Source organism: Paraburkholderia largidicola, assembly GCF_013426895.1.
Taxonomy (GTDB): Bacteria; Pseudomonadota; Gammaproteobacteria; order Burkholderiales; family Burkholderiaceae; genus Paraburkholderia; species Paraburkholderia largidicola.
The window spans coordinates 1,151,705-1,169,613 of sequence record NZ_AP023176.1; the positions used below are offsets into that span (position 1 = coordinate 1,151,705).

Genomic DNA, 17,909 nt, shown 5'->3' on the forward strand with positions numbered 1-17,909 from the left:
TGCGAAGCTTCCGTAGTCCTTCGTCGCGAATCACGACGGGATGTATCAGCGTCAGCGCGGAAAAATCTCCGCGATCCAGTCGACGAAGGCTTTCACGGCCGCGCTCGCATGCGTGCGGTTCGGATACAGGATCGCGACGGGCACGGGCGCGCTTCTCGATTCCCGCAACACTTCCTTCAGCCGCCCCGATTCCAGATAAGGCTTCGCGACGAACTCCGATAGCTGGATGATCCCGAGCCCTTCGATCCCGCATTGCAGATACGCTTCCGTTTCGTTGACGGCGAAGCGGCTTTGCATGGTCAGCGTGACGGGTTCGCCGTTCACGTCGAAGCGCCAGTCGAGAGGACGGCCCGTCGCGTTCGAGATGTAGTTGATCGCATCGTGCGCCGCGAGGTCGTCGACGGAGGCAGGCTCACCGCGCTCGCGCAGATAGCGCGGCGACGCGCAGGTGAGCCATGTCAGCGTGCCGAGTTGCCGCGCGATCAGCGTCGAGTCCGCGAGTTCGCCCGTGCGGATCGCGCAGTCGATGCCGTCGAAAATCAGATCGGCGGGCCGGTCGCTCAGTCCCAGCACGAGTTCGATGTCGGGATAGCGCAGGGCGAAGTCACGCAGATTCGGCAGCACGACTGCCCGGCCGATCACGCCCGGCATATCGGCGCGCACCTTGCCGCGCGGCGCGACCGTGTCGTCCCGAAGCCCGCTTTCCGCACGCTCGATGTCGGCCAGGATGGTCCGGCACGACGCGTAATAGCGCTCGCCCGCTTCCGTGAGACTCAGGTTGCGCGTGCTTCGGCGCAACAGCACCGTGCCCAGGTGCTGCTCCAGATTCTTGATCGTCGTGGTGACGGACGAGCGCGGCATCGACAGCGTCTCGGCCGCCTTGCTGAAGCTGCGTGCGTCGACGACGCGCACGAAAGTGCTGATCGCTTGAAGTTTGTCCATGAAAAGTGGCGAGCGTGCGAAGTAGCGGTAACGCCGCACCCGGCGTTCGAACGCGAGCATACATCGCGTGAGACTTCGCGGCATCGGACGCGACTCGAGTGCCGCGCGTTCGGCGCGCACGCGTTGTAAATTCAGGCGTGGCGAACAATGACGCGCGCGTCCCACCCTAGACTTCGATCCCGATTCCTTCGACGACCGAAGGCCATTCACCGCATCGTTTTCGATGCCATGAAAAGGGTAACGTGTGATGACGCAACAACGTATTCTCATTCTGGGCGCGGGCGAACTGGGCATGTCCGTGCTGCGCAATCTCGCCCGACGGGCAGGGTCTTCGGCACTGAGCATCAGCGTGCTGCTTCGCCCGTCTACGATCCAATCCACCGAACCCTTTAAACAACGCGACATCGACGAGTTGCGCACGCTCGGCATCGAGCCCGTTCCCGGCGATCTCGCGGCGGATTCCGTCGACACGCTTGCCGCGCTTTTCCAGCGGTTCGATACTGTCGTGTCGTGCACGGGGTTCGTCGGCGGCAAGGGCGTGCAACTGAAGATCGCGCGCGCCGCGTTGGATGCGGGCGTGCCGCGCTTCTTTCCGTGGCAGTTCGGCGTCGACTATGACGTGATCGGCCGGGGCAGCGCGCAGGATCTGTTCGACGAACAACTCGATGTGCGCGACCTGTTGCGAGCGCAAACGCGCACGGATTGGGTCATCGTGTCGACGGGCATGTTCACGAGCTTCCTGTTCGAGCCGTCGTTTGGCGTGGTGGATGTCGAGCGCGGCATCGTGCGCGCGCTGGGTAGCTGGGACAATGCCGTCACGGTGACGACGGCGGAAGATATCGGCGTGTTGACGACGGAGATTCTTCTGGCTGAGCCGCGCATCAGTCGTCGCGTCGTGCATGTTGCGGGCGAGACGATCGGCTATCGCGAACTCGCCGACAAGCTGGACGCGTTCACGGGGCGCAAGTTCGAGCGTGTGGAATGGACCGTGCCGAATTTAAAGCAGGAACTGACGCTCGATCCAGACAACGGCCTGAAGAAGTATCGCGTGGTGTTCGCGGAAGGCAAGGGCGTGGCGTGGGATGCGCAGCAGACCTTCAACGCGCAGCGCGGTATTGCCGTCGAGAATGTCGGGCAGTGGATGCGGCGCAATCTGAACGTGAGTGAAACCGCGCTGGCGGAGTGACGCCAGGCTGCAGCGGCCGATCAGACTACAGATCGACCGCTGCCGTGACCACTCAACGCTTCATGTTGCGCATCGCTACCGCAATCACGACCGCGCCGCTCACCAATACAGCAGCAGCCAGATACGAACCCGCGCTGATATCGTGCGTGGCCGCCGTCAACGCGCCGATGGCCGTGGGCGCGCTCAGACTGCCGAGTTGCCCGATGCTCGAAATCAGCGCAATCGAACCCGCCGATGCCGTACCCGACAAAAACGTCGCGGGTATCGTCCAGAAGATGGCTGTGCACGACAGATAACCGATCGCGACGAGCGCCAGCCCGGCAATCGCCGGCGCAAACGATGCGTGGGCCGTACCGAGCAGAACCGCGCCCGCAGCCGACACCAGCGCGCAGCCCGCGAAATGCAGCCGCCGCTCTTTGCTCGCATCCGAGTGGCGGCTCGCGAGCACCATGCCGATCGCGCCAATCAGATACGGAATCGCCGACACCAGCCCGATATGCCACGGGTTCGCGACGCCCGCCTGCCGGATCACCGACGGCGCCCAGAAGTTCAGCACGCTGCCCGCCCACGTGATCGTGAAGTAGCCGAACGCGCACACATACACACGCCAGTTCTTCAATGCCGCGCCGAAGTGATCGATGCGATGCTCGTTCCCATGGCCGCCGCCTTGCAGTTCGCGGGCGACCAGCGCCTTTTCTTCCGGCGTAAGCCACTTCGCCGTGGCGGCGGAATCGGGCAGATACCAGAGCGCGACCAGACCGACCAGCACGGGCGGAATCCCTTCGAGCAGAAACAGCCATTGCCATGCGTGCAGCGCGTGCCAGCCATCGGCGTTGCTGAGAATCCACCCCGACACCGGGCCACCCGTGATGCCCGCGACGGCGATGCCAAGCACGAACGCGGACAGCACCTTCGCGCGATGACGATCCGGAAACCACGACGTGAGGTAGTACACGATGCCGGGAAAGAAGCCCGCTTCGGCGATGCCGAGCGCAATCCGCGCGATATAGAACTGCGTCGGATTGCGCACGAACATCATCGACACCGACACGAGACCCCACAGCACCATGATGCGCGCGATCGTCCGACGCGGGCCGATGCGGCGCAACAGCAGATTGCTCGGCACCTCGAACAGCACGTAGCCGATGTAGAACACACCGACGCCCAGCCCATACGACGCTTCCGTCAAGCCGAGGTCCGCGCGGAATTGCAGATGCGCAAAGCTGATATTGACGCGGTCGATGTAGTTGAGCACATAGCAGAGAAACAGAAACGGAATCAGCCGTCGCGCGATGCGCCCGAACAGCTTCTCCGTATCCACCTGCACGCTGTCGCTCTTCATCGATTCGGACGGCGGGCCGTCGAGGCCGCTGCGTGTCAGCGCACCGTTGGTCGTTTCCATTACGAGGTCTCCAATATAGTCGTCATTTGATATGTCGGCCTTGCTGCCTACGCCGCTTCGCTCTGCTTCAATGCCGTACGCAACGGTCCCAGCAATTCGGCGTTGTGCTCGCCGAGCGTCGGCGGCGCGACGACGTCGGTCGTGCGCTCGCCGTCGAACGAAACGGGCGGCCGCACCGTGCGAAAACGCCCCATCTGCGGATGCGATGTCTCGACCAGCAATTCGAGGTGCTTGGCCTGCGGATCGTCGAGCGCTTCGCTGGCGTCGTACATCGGCGCGTGCGGCACATCGTTCGCTTCGAGCCGCGCGCACCAGTCGGCGCGATTGCGCTGCGCGAATGCGGCGCCGAGCAGATCGATCAACGCTTCCTGATTCGCGATGCGTCCTGCGCGATCGGCAAAACGCGGGTCTTGCAGCAAGCCCGGCTGTTCGATGGCGTCCGCGAGGCCCAGCCAGAATTTTTCCGGCGACGACATATGCAGCGCGAGCCATTTGCCGTCCGCGCACTTCATCACATACGACTGCGACACGCTCGGACGGCTGTATGGACCCATCAGTTCATCGGCCGAATAGTAGTGGGTGAACGCGTCGAGATTGAAATGGCTCATCGCTTCGAGCATCGACACTTCGACCTTGCGTCCGACGCCCGTCCGGTGGCGTTCGTGCAGCGCGCCGAGAATGCCATACGCCGCGTAGAATCCCGTCAGCGAATCGGCGATAGCGGGGCCGACCACGCGCGGATTCTCGGGATTGGTCAGCAGGCCGAGAAAGCCGCTCGCCGCCTGCGCGACGGTATCGTACGCGGGCCGTGTCGCAGCCGGTCCGGTCTGGCCGAAGCCGCTGATTGCGCAGTAGATCAGACGCGGATTGATCTCGCGCAAACGCTCGTAGCCCGCGTTCATGCGATCCGCCGCGCCCGGCCGGAAGTTCTGGATATATACGTCGGCGTCGCGGATCAGCACGTCGAACAGGGCGAGATCGTCGGCGTCTTTCGTGTTCAGCGTGACACTGCGCTTGTTGCGGTTGTAGGTCTGATAGTGCGGACTATAGAGGCCGCCCTTGAACGCGCGGAACGGATCGCCCGTGCCCGGCTGCTCGATCTTGACGACGTCCGCGCCCAGATCGCCGAGCAGCATGCCGGCCGCCGGCCCCGTGATAAAGGTGCCTTGTTCGAGCACCCGGACGCCTTCGAGAACTTTGGTCATGCAACAACTCCAGAGATGCGTTGCGAAACGAGATGAGCGGGACGATCAGATGCCGGGCTGGAAGCCTTCGGGCGCTTCACCGTCGTACACCACTTCGCGCGTGGCCTGATACGACAGCGCAAAGCCGATCGAATGGGCCAGTTCTTCCGTCAGATGACCGATCAGGCCGGCTGTGCGCGCGAGAATCGGCACGCCTTTGAGCGCGGCAAGCGGAAAACCGACGCCCAGCAGCACGGCAGGAATCGCCGCCGACACGTTGAGCATCAGCGCCTTGCCGAACACGTCCGGCAACACGGATTCGATCGCTTCCGCGATGCGCACGTAGGTCATGTCCGCGCCGCTGCGTTCGGCGACGGCGAACAGCGCGTCGACGCGTGGGTCGCGTTCTTTATGCAGCGGGTGACCGTAGCCCGGCACGGCCCGCTTCTCGGCGCGATAACGCGTGATGACCGTGAACGCCGCCTCGGACAGATCGCCGCCCGTTTGCGCCGCGCATTGCCGCACTTCGTCGAGCAGCTTGCCGCAGGTTTCGGACGCGCCGAGTATCACCGAGCCGCAACCGAGAATCCCGGCGGCCACGGCGCCTTGCAGCGCATCGGGCGCAGCGGCGAGCGTCATGCGGCTTGCCTGCACGCTCGGCACGAGTCCGTGCTCCGCGATCGCGACGAGCGTCGCGTCGAGCACGGCGCTGGCGGCAGGGCTGGGCGTCTGTCCCGTGACGAGCAGGAAGAAATAGTCGGTGAACGAGATCTTGCCGATCAGTTCGTTCGCGAGGTCGCGTCCTCGCACGACGATGGTGTGCGTATTCGACGTCGAGATCGACGTGCGCGGAATGGTCTCTTTGCCGATTTTCATGGGTGCTTCGCGGGTCCGTTGAGCATCGCGTCGAGGTCTCCTCTCGCTGCGATCGTTGATGGCGAGGCCAGTGTAAGGCAGACGATCTATCGATAAAAATGGTATTTTTCGCTGGTTATCTATCGATGCCATCGATCCGAAATGCCCACGGGAACCCCATGGAACTACGACACCTGCGCTACTTCGCGGCGCTTGCCGAGCAACTGAGCTTCACCGTCGCCGCGCAAAAGGTCCACGTCACGCAATCGACGCTGTCGCATCAGATCCGCCAGCTCGAAGAAGAACTCGGCTGCCGGCTGTTCGAGCGCGAAGGCCGGCGCGTGACGATGACGGAAGCGGGCGAACTGTTTCTGGAGCGCGTGCGCAATGCGCTGCGAGAAGTCGACGAAGGCGTGTCGACCGTGCGCTTCGCCGCCGAGGAAATGAGCGGCGTCGTGCGCATCGGCGCGACGCACACGTTCAACCTGCACATCATTCCGCGCTGCGTGTCGCTGTTCCTGGACCGGCATCCTTCCGTACGTGTCGACGTGCTCGAAATGACGGGCGACGGCATCGCGCAGGCGCTGCTGCGCGGCGACCTCGATATCGGCGTGACGTACAAGCCGAACGACGCGCTGCCGCTGCGCTTCGAGCCGCTCTATACCGAAGAGATGATGCTTGCCGTCGGGCTGCGGCATCCGTTTGCGAAGCGGCGCTTCGTGCGCATGTCGGAGCTTCATCTGCAGCGCATGGTGCTGTTGCCGCGCAGCTTTTCCACGCGGGTGCTGCTCGACGAATCGTTCCGGATGGCGAACGCGGCGCCCGTCGTCGTCGCGGAAATGAACGCCATTGCGCCGATGATCGAACTGGTCAGGGCGACTGACATCGCGACGATCGTGTCGACGCATGCGCTGCGGCGTGAGGACGTGAAGATGATCCCGCTCGAAAGCCCGACGCCCGTGCGCTCGCCCGGCTTGCTGTGGCGCAGGGACGAGGCGCGCACGCCCGCGGCGCGCGCGTTTGCGTCGATCGTGCGCAGCGTGAGCGACAGCGAAAGCCGCGACACGCGGCGCGGCACGGCGCGCGCGCCACGCCATTGAAGGGCGCGGGCGTTGGGTACGTCATCCGTAAAATGATCGTTTTGCTCAAATGTGTGATCGGTTTGCGCAATTCAATCAAACGGTCTACACTTCAAACTGATCGATTTGATCGAGTGATGACTGTTTCAATCAAAAACGCGGACAGACGCGGCGCCCAATAAAGCCAGGAGACTCGCATGGTTCAGATTCCCATCAAACGCTCGATCGAGCGCATCCCCGGCGGCATGATGATCGTGCCGCTGCTCATCGGCTCGCTGGTGGCGACGTTCCTGCCGGGCATGCCGAAGTTCTTCGGTTCGTTCACGAATGCGCTGTTCACGGGCGCGCTGCCCATCCTCGCCGTGTTCTACGTCTGCATGGGCGCGAGCATCGACGTGAAGGCCACGCCGTATCTGATGAAGAAGGGCGGCGCGCTGCTCGTGACGAAGGTCGGCGCGGCGGTGATCGTCGGCGTGATTCTCGGGCATGTGCTCGGTGAGCATCCCGTGTCGTCGGGTCTGTTTGCGGGCATCTCCACGCTCGCCGTGGTCGCGGCGATGAACGACACCAACGGCGGTCTCTACATGGCGCTGATGGGCCAGTATGGCCGCTCGGAAGACGTCGGCGCGTACACGCTGATGTCGCTCGAATCAGGGCCGTTCCTGACCATGGTGACGCTCGGCGTCGCGGGTCTGTCGGCGTTTCCGTGGCAGACGCTGGTCGGCAGCATCCTGCCGCTTGCGCTCGGCATGCTGCTCGGCAATCTGGACCGTGAAATGCGCGACTTTCTCGCCAAGGCGGTGCCCGTGATGATTCCGTTCTTCGCGCTGGCGCTCGGCGCGGGCCTCGATCTGCACAAGGTCTGGCAGGCCGGGTTGCTCGGCATCGGCCTCGGCATCGCGGTGGTGATCGTGACGGGCATTCCGCTGTACTTCGCCGATCGCCTGACGGGCGGCACGGGCGTGGCAGGCGTGGCGGCAGCCAATACGGCGGGTAACGCGGCGGCTGTCCCCGCGCTCGTGGCGGCGGCGAACCCGGTGTACAACGAAGCGGCGCAGAGCGCGACGCTGCTGGTCGCCGCATGCGTGGTGGTCACGGCGATCCTCTCGCCGATCCTGACCGCGCAGGTAGCGAAGCGCTATCAGCAGCGCCAGGAAGGCGCGCGCACGAAGAATCGCGAAGGACTGGCACGATGAAGATTCTGATTCTCGCGGACGACCTGTCGGGCGCCGCGGACTGCGCGATCGGCTTCGCGAGCGCGGGCCATCGCACGGTCGTCACGCTGGAAGCGACGCGTACGGCCGCGCATGACGGCGCGGACACGATCGCCGTCGATACCGACACGCGCCGTCTCACGCCTCACGACGCAGCGGCACGCACGTCGGCGGCGTACGCGGAGATGAGCGCGCGCGACCAGCGGCTGTACAAGAAAATCGATTCGACGCTGCGCGGCAACTGGGCAGCGGAAGTGGCGGGCCTGCAGGCGCTCGCCGGCATGGCGATCGTCGCGCCCGCCTTCCCGGCGACAGGCCGCACCGTGCGCGGCGGCCGTGTGTTCGTGCATGGCGAGCCGCTCGAACAGACGGCGACCTGGAAGCTGGAGCATGCGGGTCTTCCCGCCGGCATCGCGGCGCAACTCGAAGCAGCGGGTCTGACCACGGACCGGCTCGATGCCGACACGCTCGCCGACGAACCCGAAACGCTGGCCGTGTGCATCGGCGCGATGGCGGCGAACGGCGTGCAGGCGCTGATCGTCGATACGCAAAGCGAGAAAGCCTTGCGCGCGCTGGCCCGCGCAACGCTGCAAAGCGACGCGGCGTTCTTCTGGGTCGGATCGGGCGGGCTCGCGCGCGAGATCGCGGCGCTGAATCCGCGCGGCGACGCTGAAGCACGCAAGTCCCGCGGTGACACCTATCCGGGCGGGCCGATCCTGATTCTGGTCGGCAGCCTGTCGGCCGTCAGCGAGCGTCAATGCGCGATGCTGCGCGAGCGCGGCGGCGTCGAAGAACTGATCGTGCCGCCCGTCGTGCTGCGCGAAGGCGAGCGCCATCGCGACTGGCGCGCGCTGCAGGAACAGATTGGCGTGTCGTTGAAGGCGGGTGTCGATCTGTTGCTGCGCATCGGCCGCGACGATGCGTTCGATCCCGCCGAAGGCGCGCAACTGTCGGCGGCGCTCGCCGCGCTGGTCGAGCCGCACTTCACGAAGACGGGCGGCCTGATCGCGACGGGCGGCGAGACCGCGCGCGCGATGCTGGCAGCCGCGCGCATCGGCAATCTGCAATTGCTGGCCGAAGTCGAAGCGGGTGTCGCGGTCGCAAGGCCGCTCGACGCCACCCGCGCGCATTGCCCCGGCGTCGTGACGAAGGCGGGCGCATTCGGCACCGATCACGCGCTGTACGCCGCATGGCTGACCCTGCGCAATGAAACCGAGCGCGACGTCGTGCATCACTGACGTCCGCGAATGAACAGAACAGCAAGTACCCACGAGATCACATCATGAGCAACTACCTTCCCGTAATCGGCATCACGATGGGCGATGCAGCAGGCGTCGGCGCAGAAGTCGTCGTCAAGAGCCTCGCGCATGCGTCGGTCTACGCGCAATGCCGTCCGCTCGTGATCGGCGACGCGAAGCGCCTCGAGCGCGCGAACCAGATCGTCGGCGGGACGATGAAGATTCGCCGCATCGAGGACGCAACCGATGCGCGTTACGAGCAGGGCACGATCGACTGCATCGACCTCGGCCTGATTCCCGACGACCTGCCGTTCGGCGAGTTGTCGGCACTGGCGGGCGATGCCGCGTATCAGTACATCAAGCGCGCCGTCGAACTCGCGCAGGCGGGCAAGATCGATGCGATCTGCACGGCGCCGCTGAACAAGGAAGCGCTGCATGCGGGCGGCCACAAGTATCCGGGCCACACGGAAATGCTCGCGCATCTGACGGGCGTCGACGAAGTGTCGATGATGCTCGTCGCGCCGCAACTGCGCGTGATTCACGTGACGACGCACATCGGCATCATCGACGCGATCCGCAAGATCGAGCCGGGCCTCGTGCAACGGACCATCGAACGCGGCAACGCGACGCTCGTCAAGGCAGGCATCGAGCATCCGCGCATCGGCGTGTGCGGGATCAATCCGCACGCGGGCGAAAACGGCCTGTTCGGCTACGGCGAAGAAGAAGAGAAGATCATTCCCGCCGTGAAGCTGCTGCAGGAACGCGGCCTCGACGTCACGGGCCCGCTGCCCGCCGACACGCTGTTCTTCCGCGCCGGCCGCGGCGACTTCGATCTGGTGGTGGCGATGTATCACGATCAGGGTCACGGCCCGGTCAAGGTGCTCGGCCTCGAAGCGGGCGTCAACGTGACAGTGGGCCTGGAAGTGATCCGCACGTCGGTCGATCACGGCACCGCGTTCGATATCGCGGGCAAGGGCGTGGTCGACGAAGGCAGCATGCTCGAAGCGCTGCGTCAGGGCGCGGAACTGGCGACGCGCCGCTGAGCGCGAACGGCGGTGAATGGGCGCAGGGGGCTGGTGTAAGATCGAGCCCCATTCCCGGACTCACGCAGACGTGAAAAAAACGACCGACCGTCATCAGGCGATTCTCGATCTCGTGCGCACGCGCGACGCCAATGTCGAGGCGCTGTGCGCCGCGCTGGGCGTATCGGAAGCGACGATCCGCCGCGACCTGACTGCGCTCGCCAAGCAGAAGCGCCTCGTGCGCACCTATGGCGGCGCGACCGCGCTGGTCGGCGTGCACGAGCCGGAAGCGTCGCTCGAAGAACGCAAGTCGGCGCAGCGCGAGCAAAAGGAAGCCATCGCGCAGGCGGCCGCCTCGCACGTGCGCGACGGCGACACGGTGTTGCTCGACGGCGGCACGACCTGCGCGCAGCTCGCGTGGCATCTGTCGACGCGCGAAGACCTGCATGTGGTCACCAACAATCTGCTCGCGGTCACGGCGCTCGCCAACGCGCCCGGCGTGCGGCTCACGCTGATCGGCGGCGAGCTGCGCGGCTCCAGCATGAGCACGCTCGGGCCGCTCGCGGAACTCATCCTCAGCCGTCTGACCGTCGACCGCGCGTTTCTCGGCGCGGACGGCGTGGTGGCCGGGTTCGGCCTGTGCGAAGCGTCGGCGCAGCAGGCGTATCTGAAGGAGTGCATCGTGTCGCGCGCCGCCGAAATCATCGTGCTCGCCGATGCCGACAAGCTGGGCCGCGCGCGCCAGCAACACTGGACGCCGCTGCAACGCGACTGGCGGCTCATCACCTCGGCACTCGCCGACGAGGCGCTGCTCGCGCCGTTTCGCGCACTCGATGAAGTGATCGTCGAACTGGCCTGAAAGGCCCGGTTTCGCGGTCTCGCGGTCCGTTCCGTTCGGACTGACGCGTTCGATCAAGGTCCCGAACAGACTGTCGGGGCACTATCATGAACTCAGCAACATGACGCCGCCGCCGTCTGCGCGGGTCTTCGTTTTCCTGATAGCCATGAACACCATCCGCAATCGCTGCCTCAGGCTGTGCTGGGTGTTATGCGCGATGCTTGCGTTGGCATCGGTCGATGCCGCCGCGCAGGCGCAATCCCGTTTGCATAAACCTGCAAGCCTCACCGTGGGCGTTCCTGAAGGCGGCTGGCCGCCGCTTCTGATCGTCGACAACGGTCAACTGTCCGGCGCGGCGTTCGATATCCTCAAATCGGTGCTCGACCCCTCCGCGCAACTGCGGGTCCGGGTGTTTCCCGACTACGCGTCGTTGAGCGCTGCAGCCTGCGCCGGCTCCGTCGACATCGTGCTCGCCGTGCAGAAGCCGATCGAGGCGAGGCGCTGCCTGATCCTGTCCGAGCCCTACTACGACGCCGATTTCGTCGTGATCGGGCGAGCCTCGGATGCCGCCCGCGACGGCGAGCCGCCGCGCCTCGCCGGCAGGCGCATTGCTGCGGAGGCGGGCTCGTACATCGAGCAGGTATCGCACGAGCGCTACCCCGACTCGGTATTCGTGCGGGCACACGGTCCACAGGAGGGCTTGCGCGAGGTGCTGCGCAAGGAGGCAGATGTCTACATCACGTTGCTGCCCGTCGCCGACTACATGCTGTCGCAGCCGGAGTTCGCCGGGCTGGCGGAACTGAACCGCTATCGCGAAACGGAAAGCGGCGTCCGCTTCGGCTTTCCACGCGCGCAACAGGCATTGCGCGACAGTGTCGACGCAAGGCTGAACACGCTGCCCGAGTATGCCCGGCAGCGCATCCTGAGCAACTGGATGACGACCGGGCCGATTCAACAGGAGTCGTCCGCGCCGTTTCATCTGAGCGACGAGGAGCGCGCATGGCTGCGCTCGCTGCCGCCGTTGCGCGTGGGCGTGGACAGCGGGCTGCCGCCGTACAGCTATGTCGACGACAGCGGGCAGACGCATGGCATGGCGCAGGACTATCTGCGCTATCTGGCAAACCGGCTGGGGATCAGTTTCGTACGCCAGCCCGAGCCGGGCTTCGCCGCCACCGTGGATGCGCTGCAGGCGGGAACGCTCGATCTGGTCGCCGTCGCGATTCTTCATGATCCCGCGTTGCGTGGCACGCCGGTGTCGCGCCCCTACGCGACGTTCCCGGTGGTTGCCGTCGGCCGTAACGATGCCCCTGCGCTTGGCCAGTTACGCGATCTGAACGGCAAGCGCGTCGCCGTCACCGACGGCGGCGGCCTGCGCTGGCTGGTGACGGGTGCATCGCCGCAGGCAAGCATCGTCGTCGTGCCGGATGTCGGGGCGGGCATGAACGCGGTCGTCGAAGGCAAGGCCGATGCCTACGTGGACGATCTGGCCACGGTGCATTACATGCTGCAGCGCATAGATGGCGACAATCTGCGCATCATCGGCTCCGCAGGCCGTTCTCTGCAGACGGGCTTTGCCGTTTCGCCGAAGCTGGCTGTGAGGCTCATGCCGCTCATCGACCGGGCGCTGGCGGCGTTGTCGGACACCGAGCGGCTTTCGATCCAGAACCGCTACTTCGGCGCGAACTACGTGCTCGGTCCGTCGTGGAAAGACATCGCGCTGAGGTTGGCACCCGTGGCGCTCGCGCTGCTGGCCGTGATCGCGGTGCTATGGCGCTCGCAGCGAGCGCTGCGCAAGGAGGCACGGGAACGCCGCGAAGCCGAGTTGCGGCTGGTCGACGTGACCAGTCAGTTGCCCGCCACAGCGTTTCAGTATCGACAGGCCAGGGGCGGCGACTCCCAGGTGATCTGGCTGAGCGGCAATACCGTCGAGATGTTCGGCAAGACCAGCGCCGAGCTGCAGGCCAGCCCGGGCTCGGTGATCGCCGCCGTTCATCCCGACGATCGCGCCTCGCTGCTGGCCGAGGCGTACAACGCCGTTCAGACGCTGGCGCCCGTGAGCCGCGAACTCCGCGTGCAGCGCCGCGGCGCCTTCAGGTGGACCTGGCTGCACGCCGTGCCGCAGCGGGACGAGCACGGCAATCTCGTCTGGACGGGCTACTGGAGCGACGCCGAAGAGCAGCATCAGCATGCCGTGGCGCTTGCCGAGGCGCGCGATGCGGCGCAGCAGGCGTCGCGCGCGAAGAGCGAGTTTCTCGCGGCGATGAGCCATGAAATACGCACGCCGATGAGCGCGGTGCTGGGCCTGATCGAACTGCTCGCGCACAGCAATCTGCGCCCCGACCAGGCGGTCAAGGTGAAACTGATCTCGCAGGCCGCCGAATCGCTGCTGCAGATCCTCAACGACATTCTGGACTACTCGAAGATCGAGGCCGGCAAGATCGCGCTGGAGCGGGCACCCGTCGATATCCGCGATCTGTGCACGAGCACGTTCGCGCTGTTTTTCTGGCGCGCGCAGGAGAAGCGCCTGAAGCTGGCGTTGTGCATCGACGCGGCGATCGCGCCCGTGGTGTGGAGCGACGGCGTGCGGCTGCGGCAGATCCTCTTCAACCTGCTCAGCAACGCGATCAAGTTCACCTCGGAGGGCAGCATCCGGCTCGACGTCGAACTCGCGGACGAGTCTGACGAAGGCAACGAAGGCGACGGCAAGCAAACCATTGTCTGGCGCGTGAGCGACACGGGAATCGGCATCAGCGCGGATCAGCGGGCGCGGCTCTTTCAGCCGTTCGTGCAGGCCGAAGCCTCGACGACGCGGCGGTTTGGCGGCACGGGGCTGGGATTGACCATCTCGCGGCGCCTCGTCGCGATGCTGGGCGGCACCATCGACATGCAAGGCGAAGTCGGGCGCGGCACGCAGGTGGAGTTCCGCGTGCCGCTGGACGTGAACCAGCGCGAGTTTCAGAGCTATCCGCTGGCCGGCATCACCGTTGGTGTTCGGGTCCGCGACCCCTTGGTGCTGCACAGCCTGACGCAAGTGTTGCGCACCTTCGGCGGCACGGTGGCGATGGTCGATCCCAACACGCCGCTTACCCCGGACGTGTTGCCTGCGGAGTGCCGGCTGATCATCGACGACCAGTTGACCGCGCAGAGTCCGTCGACGACGGAGTTACCTGCGCAAGCGCCCAAGGCCGCCGTTCGAGCGAAGGTAGGAAGCGTCCCCGTCGTTCCCACGACCGCGACCACGAAATCCAGCGGGTATGACTGCATCGGGGACGTCTGCTATCTGTGCGTTTATCCCGTCACGTTCGGGGGCGTGGCGGCCGTGTGCAACGACGCCCTGCACGGCAACGCCGAACTGGGGCTGGAGTCCGCGGCATCAGCGCTCACACCCGTTGCGCCGCGCAGCCGCGCCGATGCCCTGCGCGATCACGCGCTGATCCTGATCGCCGAAGACAATGGGATCAACCGGCATCTGCTGCGGCAGCAACTGGAATTGCTCGGCTGCACGTGCGACACCGTCGAAGACGGCGTGCAGGCGTTGAAGGCGATGGCGTCGGCGGACTATGCGCTGCTGATCACCGACTGTCACATGCCCGAGATGGACGGCTACACACTGGCCACTCGCGTGCGCGAGCGGACGGACGACGCACGCCGCATGCCGATCATCGGACTGACGGCGAGCGTGGGACGGGAAGAGCGCGACGAGTGTCTTGCCGCGGGCATGAACGAATGCCTGTACAAGCCGGCCAAGCTCAGCGATCTGCTCGCGTGCATCAGCCAGTTCGGGCCGCAGTGCTTGCACGGTCAACACGCGCCCGCGCAGCATGTAGACGCTGCGCGCGCCGCGCCGCACGCGCCCGTTTCCGCAGCCGCGAAGGAAGATCACGCGCTGCCCGATCTCGACTGGGACGCGATCAATCAGAATTTCGGCAGCACCGGGCGCGACGAGAAGCTGATCGAAATCATCGTCCAGACCATGACGACCGATGCCGACGAACTCGAAGGCATGCTCGACGAGGCCGAGCCGGCCGTGTTGCGGCAGTGGATTCATCGCGTCGACGGCGCGGCTTCCGTGCTCAGGTACGAGCCGTTGAAGCAGGCGCTGCAGACGTTCCGCGCGAGCGTGCTGACGGGCGACCGGGCGCTCTACGTCGCGTCGGGCGAACAGATGCTGCACAGGCTGCGGCAGATCACCGATCACGTCGCGCGCCAGGTGTAGCGGCAACGGCAGCCCGCTGCGCGTTTCGATCACGTTGTCATGCGCGGCGCACTATCCTTCGACATAGGGCAGCCGCATTTGCTGCCGTCATCTGAAACGAGGGGGCGGACATGCGCGTACGCAAGGGGTTCATCGGCTGTATCGGCGACACGCCGCTCATCCGGCTCGCGGCGCTCAGCGCCGAAACCGGCTGCGAGATACTCGGCAAAGCGGAGTTCATGAATCCGGGCGGCTCGGTGAAAGACCGCGCCGCGCTCTATATCATCCAGGACGCCGAACGGCGCGGCGCACTCAAGCCGGGCGGAACGGTGGTCGAAGGCACGGCGGGCAATACGGGGATCGGACTCGCGCATATCTGCGCGGCGCGCGGTTACCGCTGCGTGATCGTGATTCCCGACACGCAGTCGCCGGCGAAAATGGAACTGCTGCGCGTGCTTGGCGCGGAGGTGCGGCCCGTGCCCGCCGCGCCATACAAGGACCCGAACAACTACCAGAAGATCGCGGGCCGTCTTGCGCAGGAGCTCGACAACGCAATCTGGGCCAATCAGTTCGACAACGTCGTCAACCGGCAGGCGCACTACGAGACCACCGGCCCTGAAATCTGGCGCGACACGGCGGGCACGGTCGACGCGTTCGTCTGCGCGACGGGCACGGGCGGCACCCTCGCGGGCGTCAGCCGCTTCCTGAAGGAAAAGAACCCGAACGTGCGGATCGCGCTCGCCGATCCGCATGGCAGCGGCCTGTACAGCTACGTCAAAACGGGCGAGATCAAGGTCGAAGGCAACTCGATCACCGAGGGCATCGGCTCCAGCCGGGTGACGGCCAACCTCGAAGGCACGGCGATCGACGACGCCTTCAGCATCGACGATCAGACCTGCGTGTCGATGGTGTATCGCCTGCTGCGCGAGGAGGGACTGTACGTGGGCGGATCGACGGGCATCAACGTGGCCGCGGCCGTCGCGCTCGCGCGGGAGATGGGGCCGGGCCATACGATCGTCACGCCGTTGTGCGATCGCGGTGAACTGTATCGCGCGCGCCTGTTCAATCCGGAATGGCTCAAGGACAAGGGGCTGGTGGCGGCGTGAGAGCCGCCGTGCGGGCCGCTCTTGATCGGACGCGTTGCCGGATCATTTCTCGAAGCGATTGCCCGCGTCGCGCAGACGCCGCATGCCGCTGTCGAGGTGCGCTCGCGCGCTTTCCTTGTCGCCCAGCCGCATCTGCTCGTACGCGCGCTGCGCAATGTCGTGCGGCACGGGCTTGAGCGGCCGGTTGGCCTGCATCGCCTTGAGTTGCACTTCGGCGGCGCGCTCCAGGTAATACAGATCGTCCCAGGCTTCGGCGATGCTCGCGCCCGCCACCATCACGCCGTGGTTCTTCAGGAACAGGATGTCCGCGTCGCCCATGGCTTCCGCGATGCGGTCGCCTTCGGATGTATCGAGCGCGAGGCCGTTGTAGTGCTCGTCGACGGCCGTGCGTCCGTAGAACTTCAACGCCGTTTGCCCGAGCCACAACAGCGGCGGTCCTTCGATGAGGCACAGCGCGGTCGCGTTCGGCATATGCGTGTGAAACGCGGCCTTCACGCGCGGCATGGCCCGATGCAACTGCGCGTGAATGTAGAACGCGGTCGCTTCCGGGCTGCCGTCGCCCTCGATCACGTTGCCGTCGAAATCGCAGATCAGCAGGCGCGACGCAGTGACTTCCGAAAACGCATAGCCATACGGATTGACGAAGAACAGATCGTCATGTCCCGGCACGACGGCCGAGAAATGATTGCACACGCCTTCTTCAAGGCCATGCTGCGCGGCAAGCTGAAAACACGCGGCCAGTTCGATGCGGGCCGTGTGCACCGCGTCGGAATCGAGCGCGGCGCGGCGCGAGACAGCGGAGGTATTGACGTTGAGCGTATGTGCCATTGCAGGTCCTTTGCGCGTTTTACCAGCCAAGCGACGCGAACAGCGGCGGCACCTGGTCGAGCGTCGCGAGCGTGGCGTCGGGCGTGTAGTCGGGCAGCCGCTGGCGGCCCGTGCCACGGTCGATCCACACGCAGCGAAAGCCGATATCGCGCGCCGCCGCGTGATCCAGATGCGGGCTCGCGCAGATATGCACGACCTCGTCGCGCGTGACGCCTAGCTGTTCGTGAGCATAGTCGAAAAGCCGCCGGTTGGGTTTGTACGCGCCTGCCTGCTGCGCGGTGATCACGCGGTCGATATAGCCGCCCAGTTGCGCGACATTGCCGGCGATCACGTCGTCGTCGGTATTCGACACAATGCACAGCCGGTAGCCCGCTTCCTTCAGCGCGCGCAGCGTGCCCGTCACTTCAGGGAAGGGCGGCATCGCGGAGATGCGGCTGGTCAGCATGAGGATGTCGTTGTCGTCGGCGCGCAGATTGAATTCCTCCAGCGCGATGCGCAGCGCCTTGCCCGCGACTTCACGGAACGAACGGTGCGGCGGCGTCTGTTCGAGCGCGTGCTCGTGCCCGTCGTAGACCGCGATGAACTCGCGCGGATCGATGGCGGCGGCGTGCTTGCCGGCGAGGATCGCCGTGACGGCGTCCAGCAGCCCTTCGTCCCATTGAATCAGCGTGCCGTAGCAGTCGAAGGTCAGCCACGACGGGCGCGGTGTGTTGTCGAGTGACATGTGAGGCTCCTTTCGGGTGGCGTCGATATGGAACACAGACTATGCCTCGCGCCGCATATTGGGAAATTAAATTAAAATGGCATGCTCAGTGGAAAC

The 17,909-nt window shown here is 65.4% G+C and carries 14 protein-coding genes; 8 read left to right on the forward strand and 6 right to left on the reverse strand.

From position 1 onward, the window contains the following. Positions 1-51 precede the first annotated feature (51 nt). Positions 52-942, reverse strand: a complete 891-nt coding sequence (locus tag PPGU16_RS33945) for a LysR family transcriptional regulator (protein ID WP_180727066.1) — start codon at positions 940-942, stop codon at positions 52-54. Positions 943-1,189: 247 nt separating this feature from the next. Here PPGU16_RS33945 and PPGU16_RS33950 point away from each other — a divergent pair, with 247 nt between their 5' ends. Then, positions 1,190-2,128 (forward strand): aromatic alcohol reductase, encoded by a 939-nt coding sequence (locus PPGU16_RS33950; protein ID WP_180727067.1) that lies wholly within the window; start codon positions 1,190-1,192, stop codon positions 2,126-2,128. Positions 2,129-2,180: 52 nt separating this feature from the next. Here PPGU16_RS33950 and PPGU16_RS33955 read toward each other — a convergent pair whose 3' ends face one another. The 3 genes from PPGU16_RS33955 to PPGU16_RS33965 are packed head-to-tail and all read right to left on the reverse strand — an operon-like array spanning position 2,181 to position 5,590. Next, on the reverse strand, positions 2,181-3,530 hold the full coding sequence (locus tag PPGU16_RS33955; RefSeq protein WP_180727068.1) for an MFS transporter: 1,350 nt from the start codon (positions 3,528-3,530) through the stop codon (positions 2,181-2,183). 47 nt (positions 3,531-3,577) lie between these two features. After that, entirely contained in the window at positions 3,578-4,735 is a 1,158-nt protein-coding gene (locus tag PPGU16_RS33960; RefSeq protein ID WP_180727069.1) for a CaiB/BaiF CoA transferase family protein, read from the reverse strand. Between the two features lie 45 nt (positions 4,736-4,780). Continuing rightward, positions 4,781-5,590 carry a citryl-CoA lyase gene (locus PPGU16_RS33965; protein WP_180727070.1) on the reverse strand — a complete coding sequence of 270 codons (810 nt, stop codon included), beginning with the start codon at positions 5,588-5,590 and terminating at the stop codon, positions 4,781-4,783. A 158-nt stretch (positions 5,591-5,748) separates the two neighbouring features. Here PPGU16_RS33965 and PPGU16_RS33970 point away from each other — a divergent pair, with 158 nt between their 5' ends. The 7 genes from PPGU16_RS33970 (at position 5,749) to PPGU16_RS34000 (ending at position 16,261) form a co-directional block, all read left to right on the forward strand. Beyond that, positions 5,749-6,669 carry a LysR substrate-binding domain-containing protein gene (locus tag PPGU16_RS33970; RefSeq protein ID WP_180727071.1) on the forward strand — a complete coding sequence of 307 codons (921 nt, stop codon included), beginning with the start codon at positions 5,749-5,751 and terminating at the stop codon, positions 6,667-6,669. Positions 6,670-6,845: 176 nt separating this feature from the next. Continuing rightward, positions 6,846-7,844 carry a 2-keto-3-deoxygluconate permease gene (locus PPGU16_RS33975; protein ID WP_042304973.1) on the forward strand — a complete coding sequence of 333 codons (999 nt, stop codon included), beginning with the start codon at positions 6,846-6,848 and terminating at the stop codon, positions 7,842-7,844. Next, positions 7,841-9,100, forward strand: coding sequence for a four-carbon acid sugar kinase family protein (locus tag PPGU16_RS33980; RefSeq protein ID WP_180727072.1), 1,260 nt, complete (start codon positions 7,841-7,843; stop codon positions 9,098-9,100). The genes PPGU16_RS33975 and PPGU16_RS33980 overlap by 4 nt, the downstream gene beginning before the upstream one ends. 44 nt (positions 9,101-9,144) lie before the next feature. After that, a complete protein-coding gene (gene pdxA, locus PPGU16_RS33985) occupies positions 9,145-10,143 on the forward strand; it encodes a 4-hydroxythreonine-4-phosphate dehydrogenase PdxA (protein WP_180727073.1) in 999 nt (332 codons plus the stop codon). A gap of 16 nt (positions 10,144-10,159) precedes the next feature. Continuing rightward, the gene (locus tag PPGU16_RS33990; protein WP_180727074.1) at positions 10,160-10,981 is read left to right on the forward strand and encodes a DeoR/GlpR family DNA-binding transcription regulator; all 822 of its coding nucleotides are present in this window, start codon (positions 10,160-10,162) and stop codon (positions 10,979-10,981) included. A 145-nt stretch (positions 10,982-11,126) separates the two neighbouring features. Beyond that, positions 11,127-15,176: an ATP-binding protein gene (locus PPGU16_RS33995; protein WP_180727075.1), complete on the forward strand. Its 4,050-nt coding sequence runs from the start codon at positions 11,127-11,129 to the stop codon at positions 15,174-15,176. A gap of 110 nt (positions 15,177-15,286) precedes the next feature. Next, positions 15,287-16,261, forward strand: a complete 975-nt coding sequence (locus PPGU16_RS34000) for a cysteine synthase A (RefSeq protein WP_180727076.1) — start codon at positions 15,287-15,289, stop codon at positions 16,259-16,261. Positions 16,262-16,303: 42 nt separating this feature from the next. Here PPGU16_RS34000 and PPGU16_RS34005 read toward each other — a convergent pair whose 3' ends face one another. Together PPGU16_RS34005 and PPGU16_RS34010 are read right to left on the reverse strand one after the other, a co-directional pair. Continuing rightward, entirely contained in the window at positions 16,304-17,089 is a 786-nt protein-coding gene (locus tag PPGU16_RS34005) for an aldolase (RefSeq protein WP_180727077.1), read from the reverse strand. A 19-nt stretch (positions 17,090-17,108) separates the two neighbouring features. After that, a complete protein-coding gene (locus PPGU16_RS34010; RefSeq protein WP_180727078.1) occupies positions 17,109-17,813 on the reverse strand; it encodes a haloacid dehalogenase type II in 705 nt (234 codons plus the stop codon). Positions 17,814-17,909 lie beyond the last annotated feature (96 nt).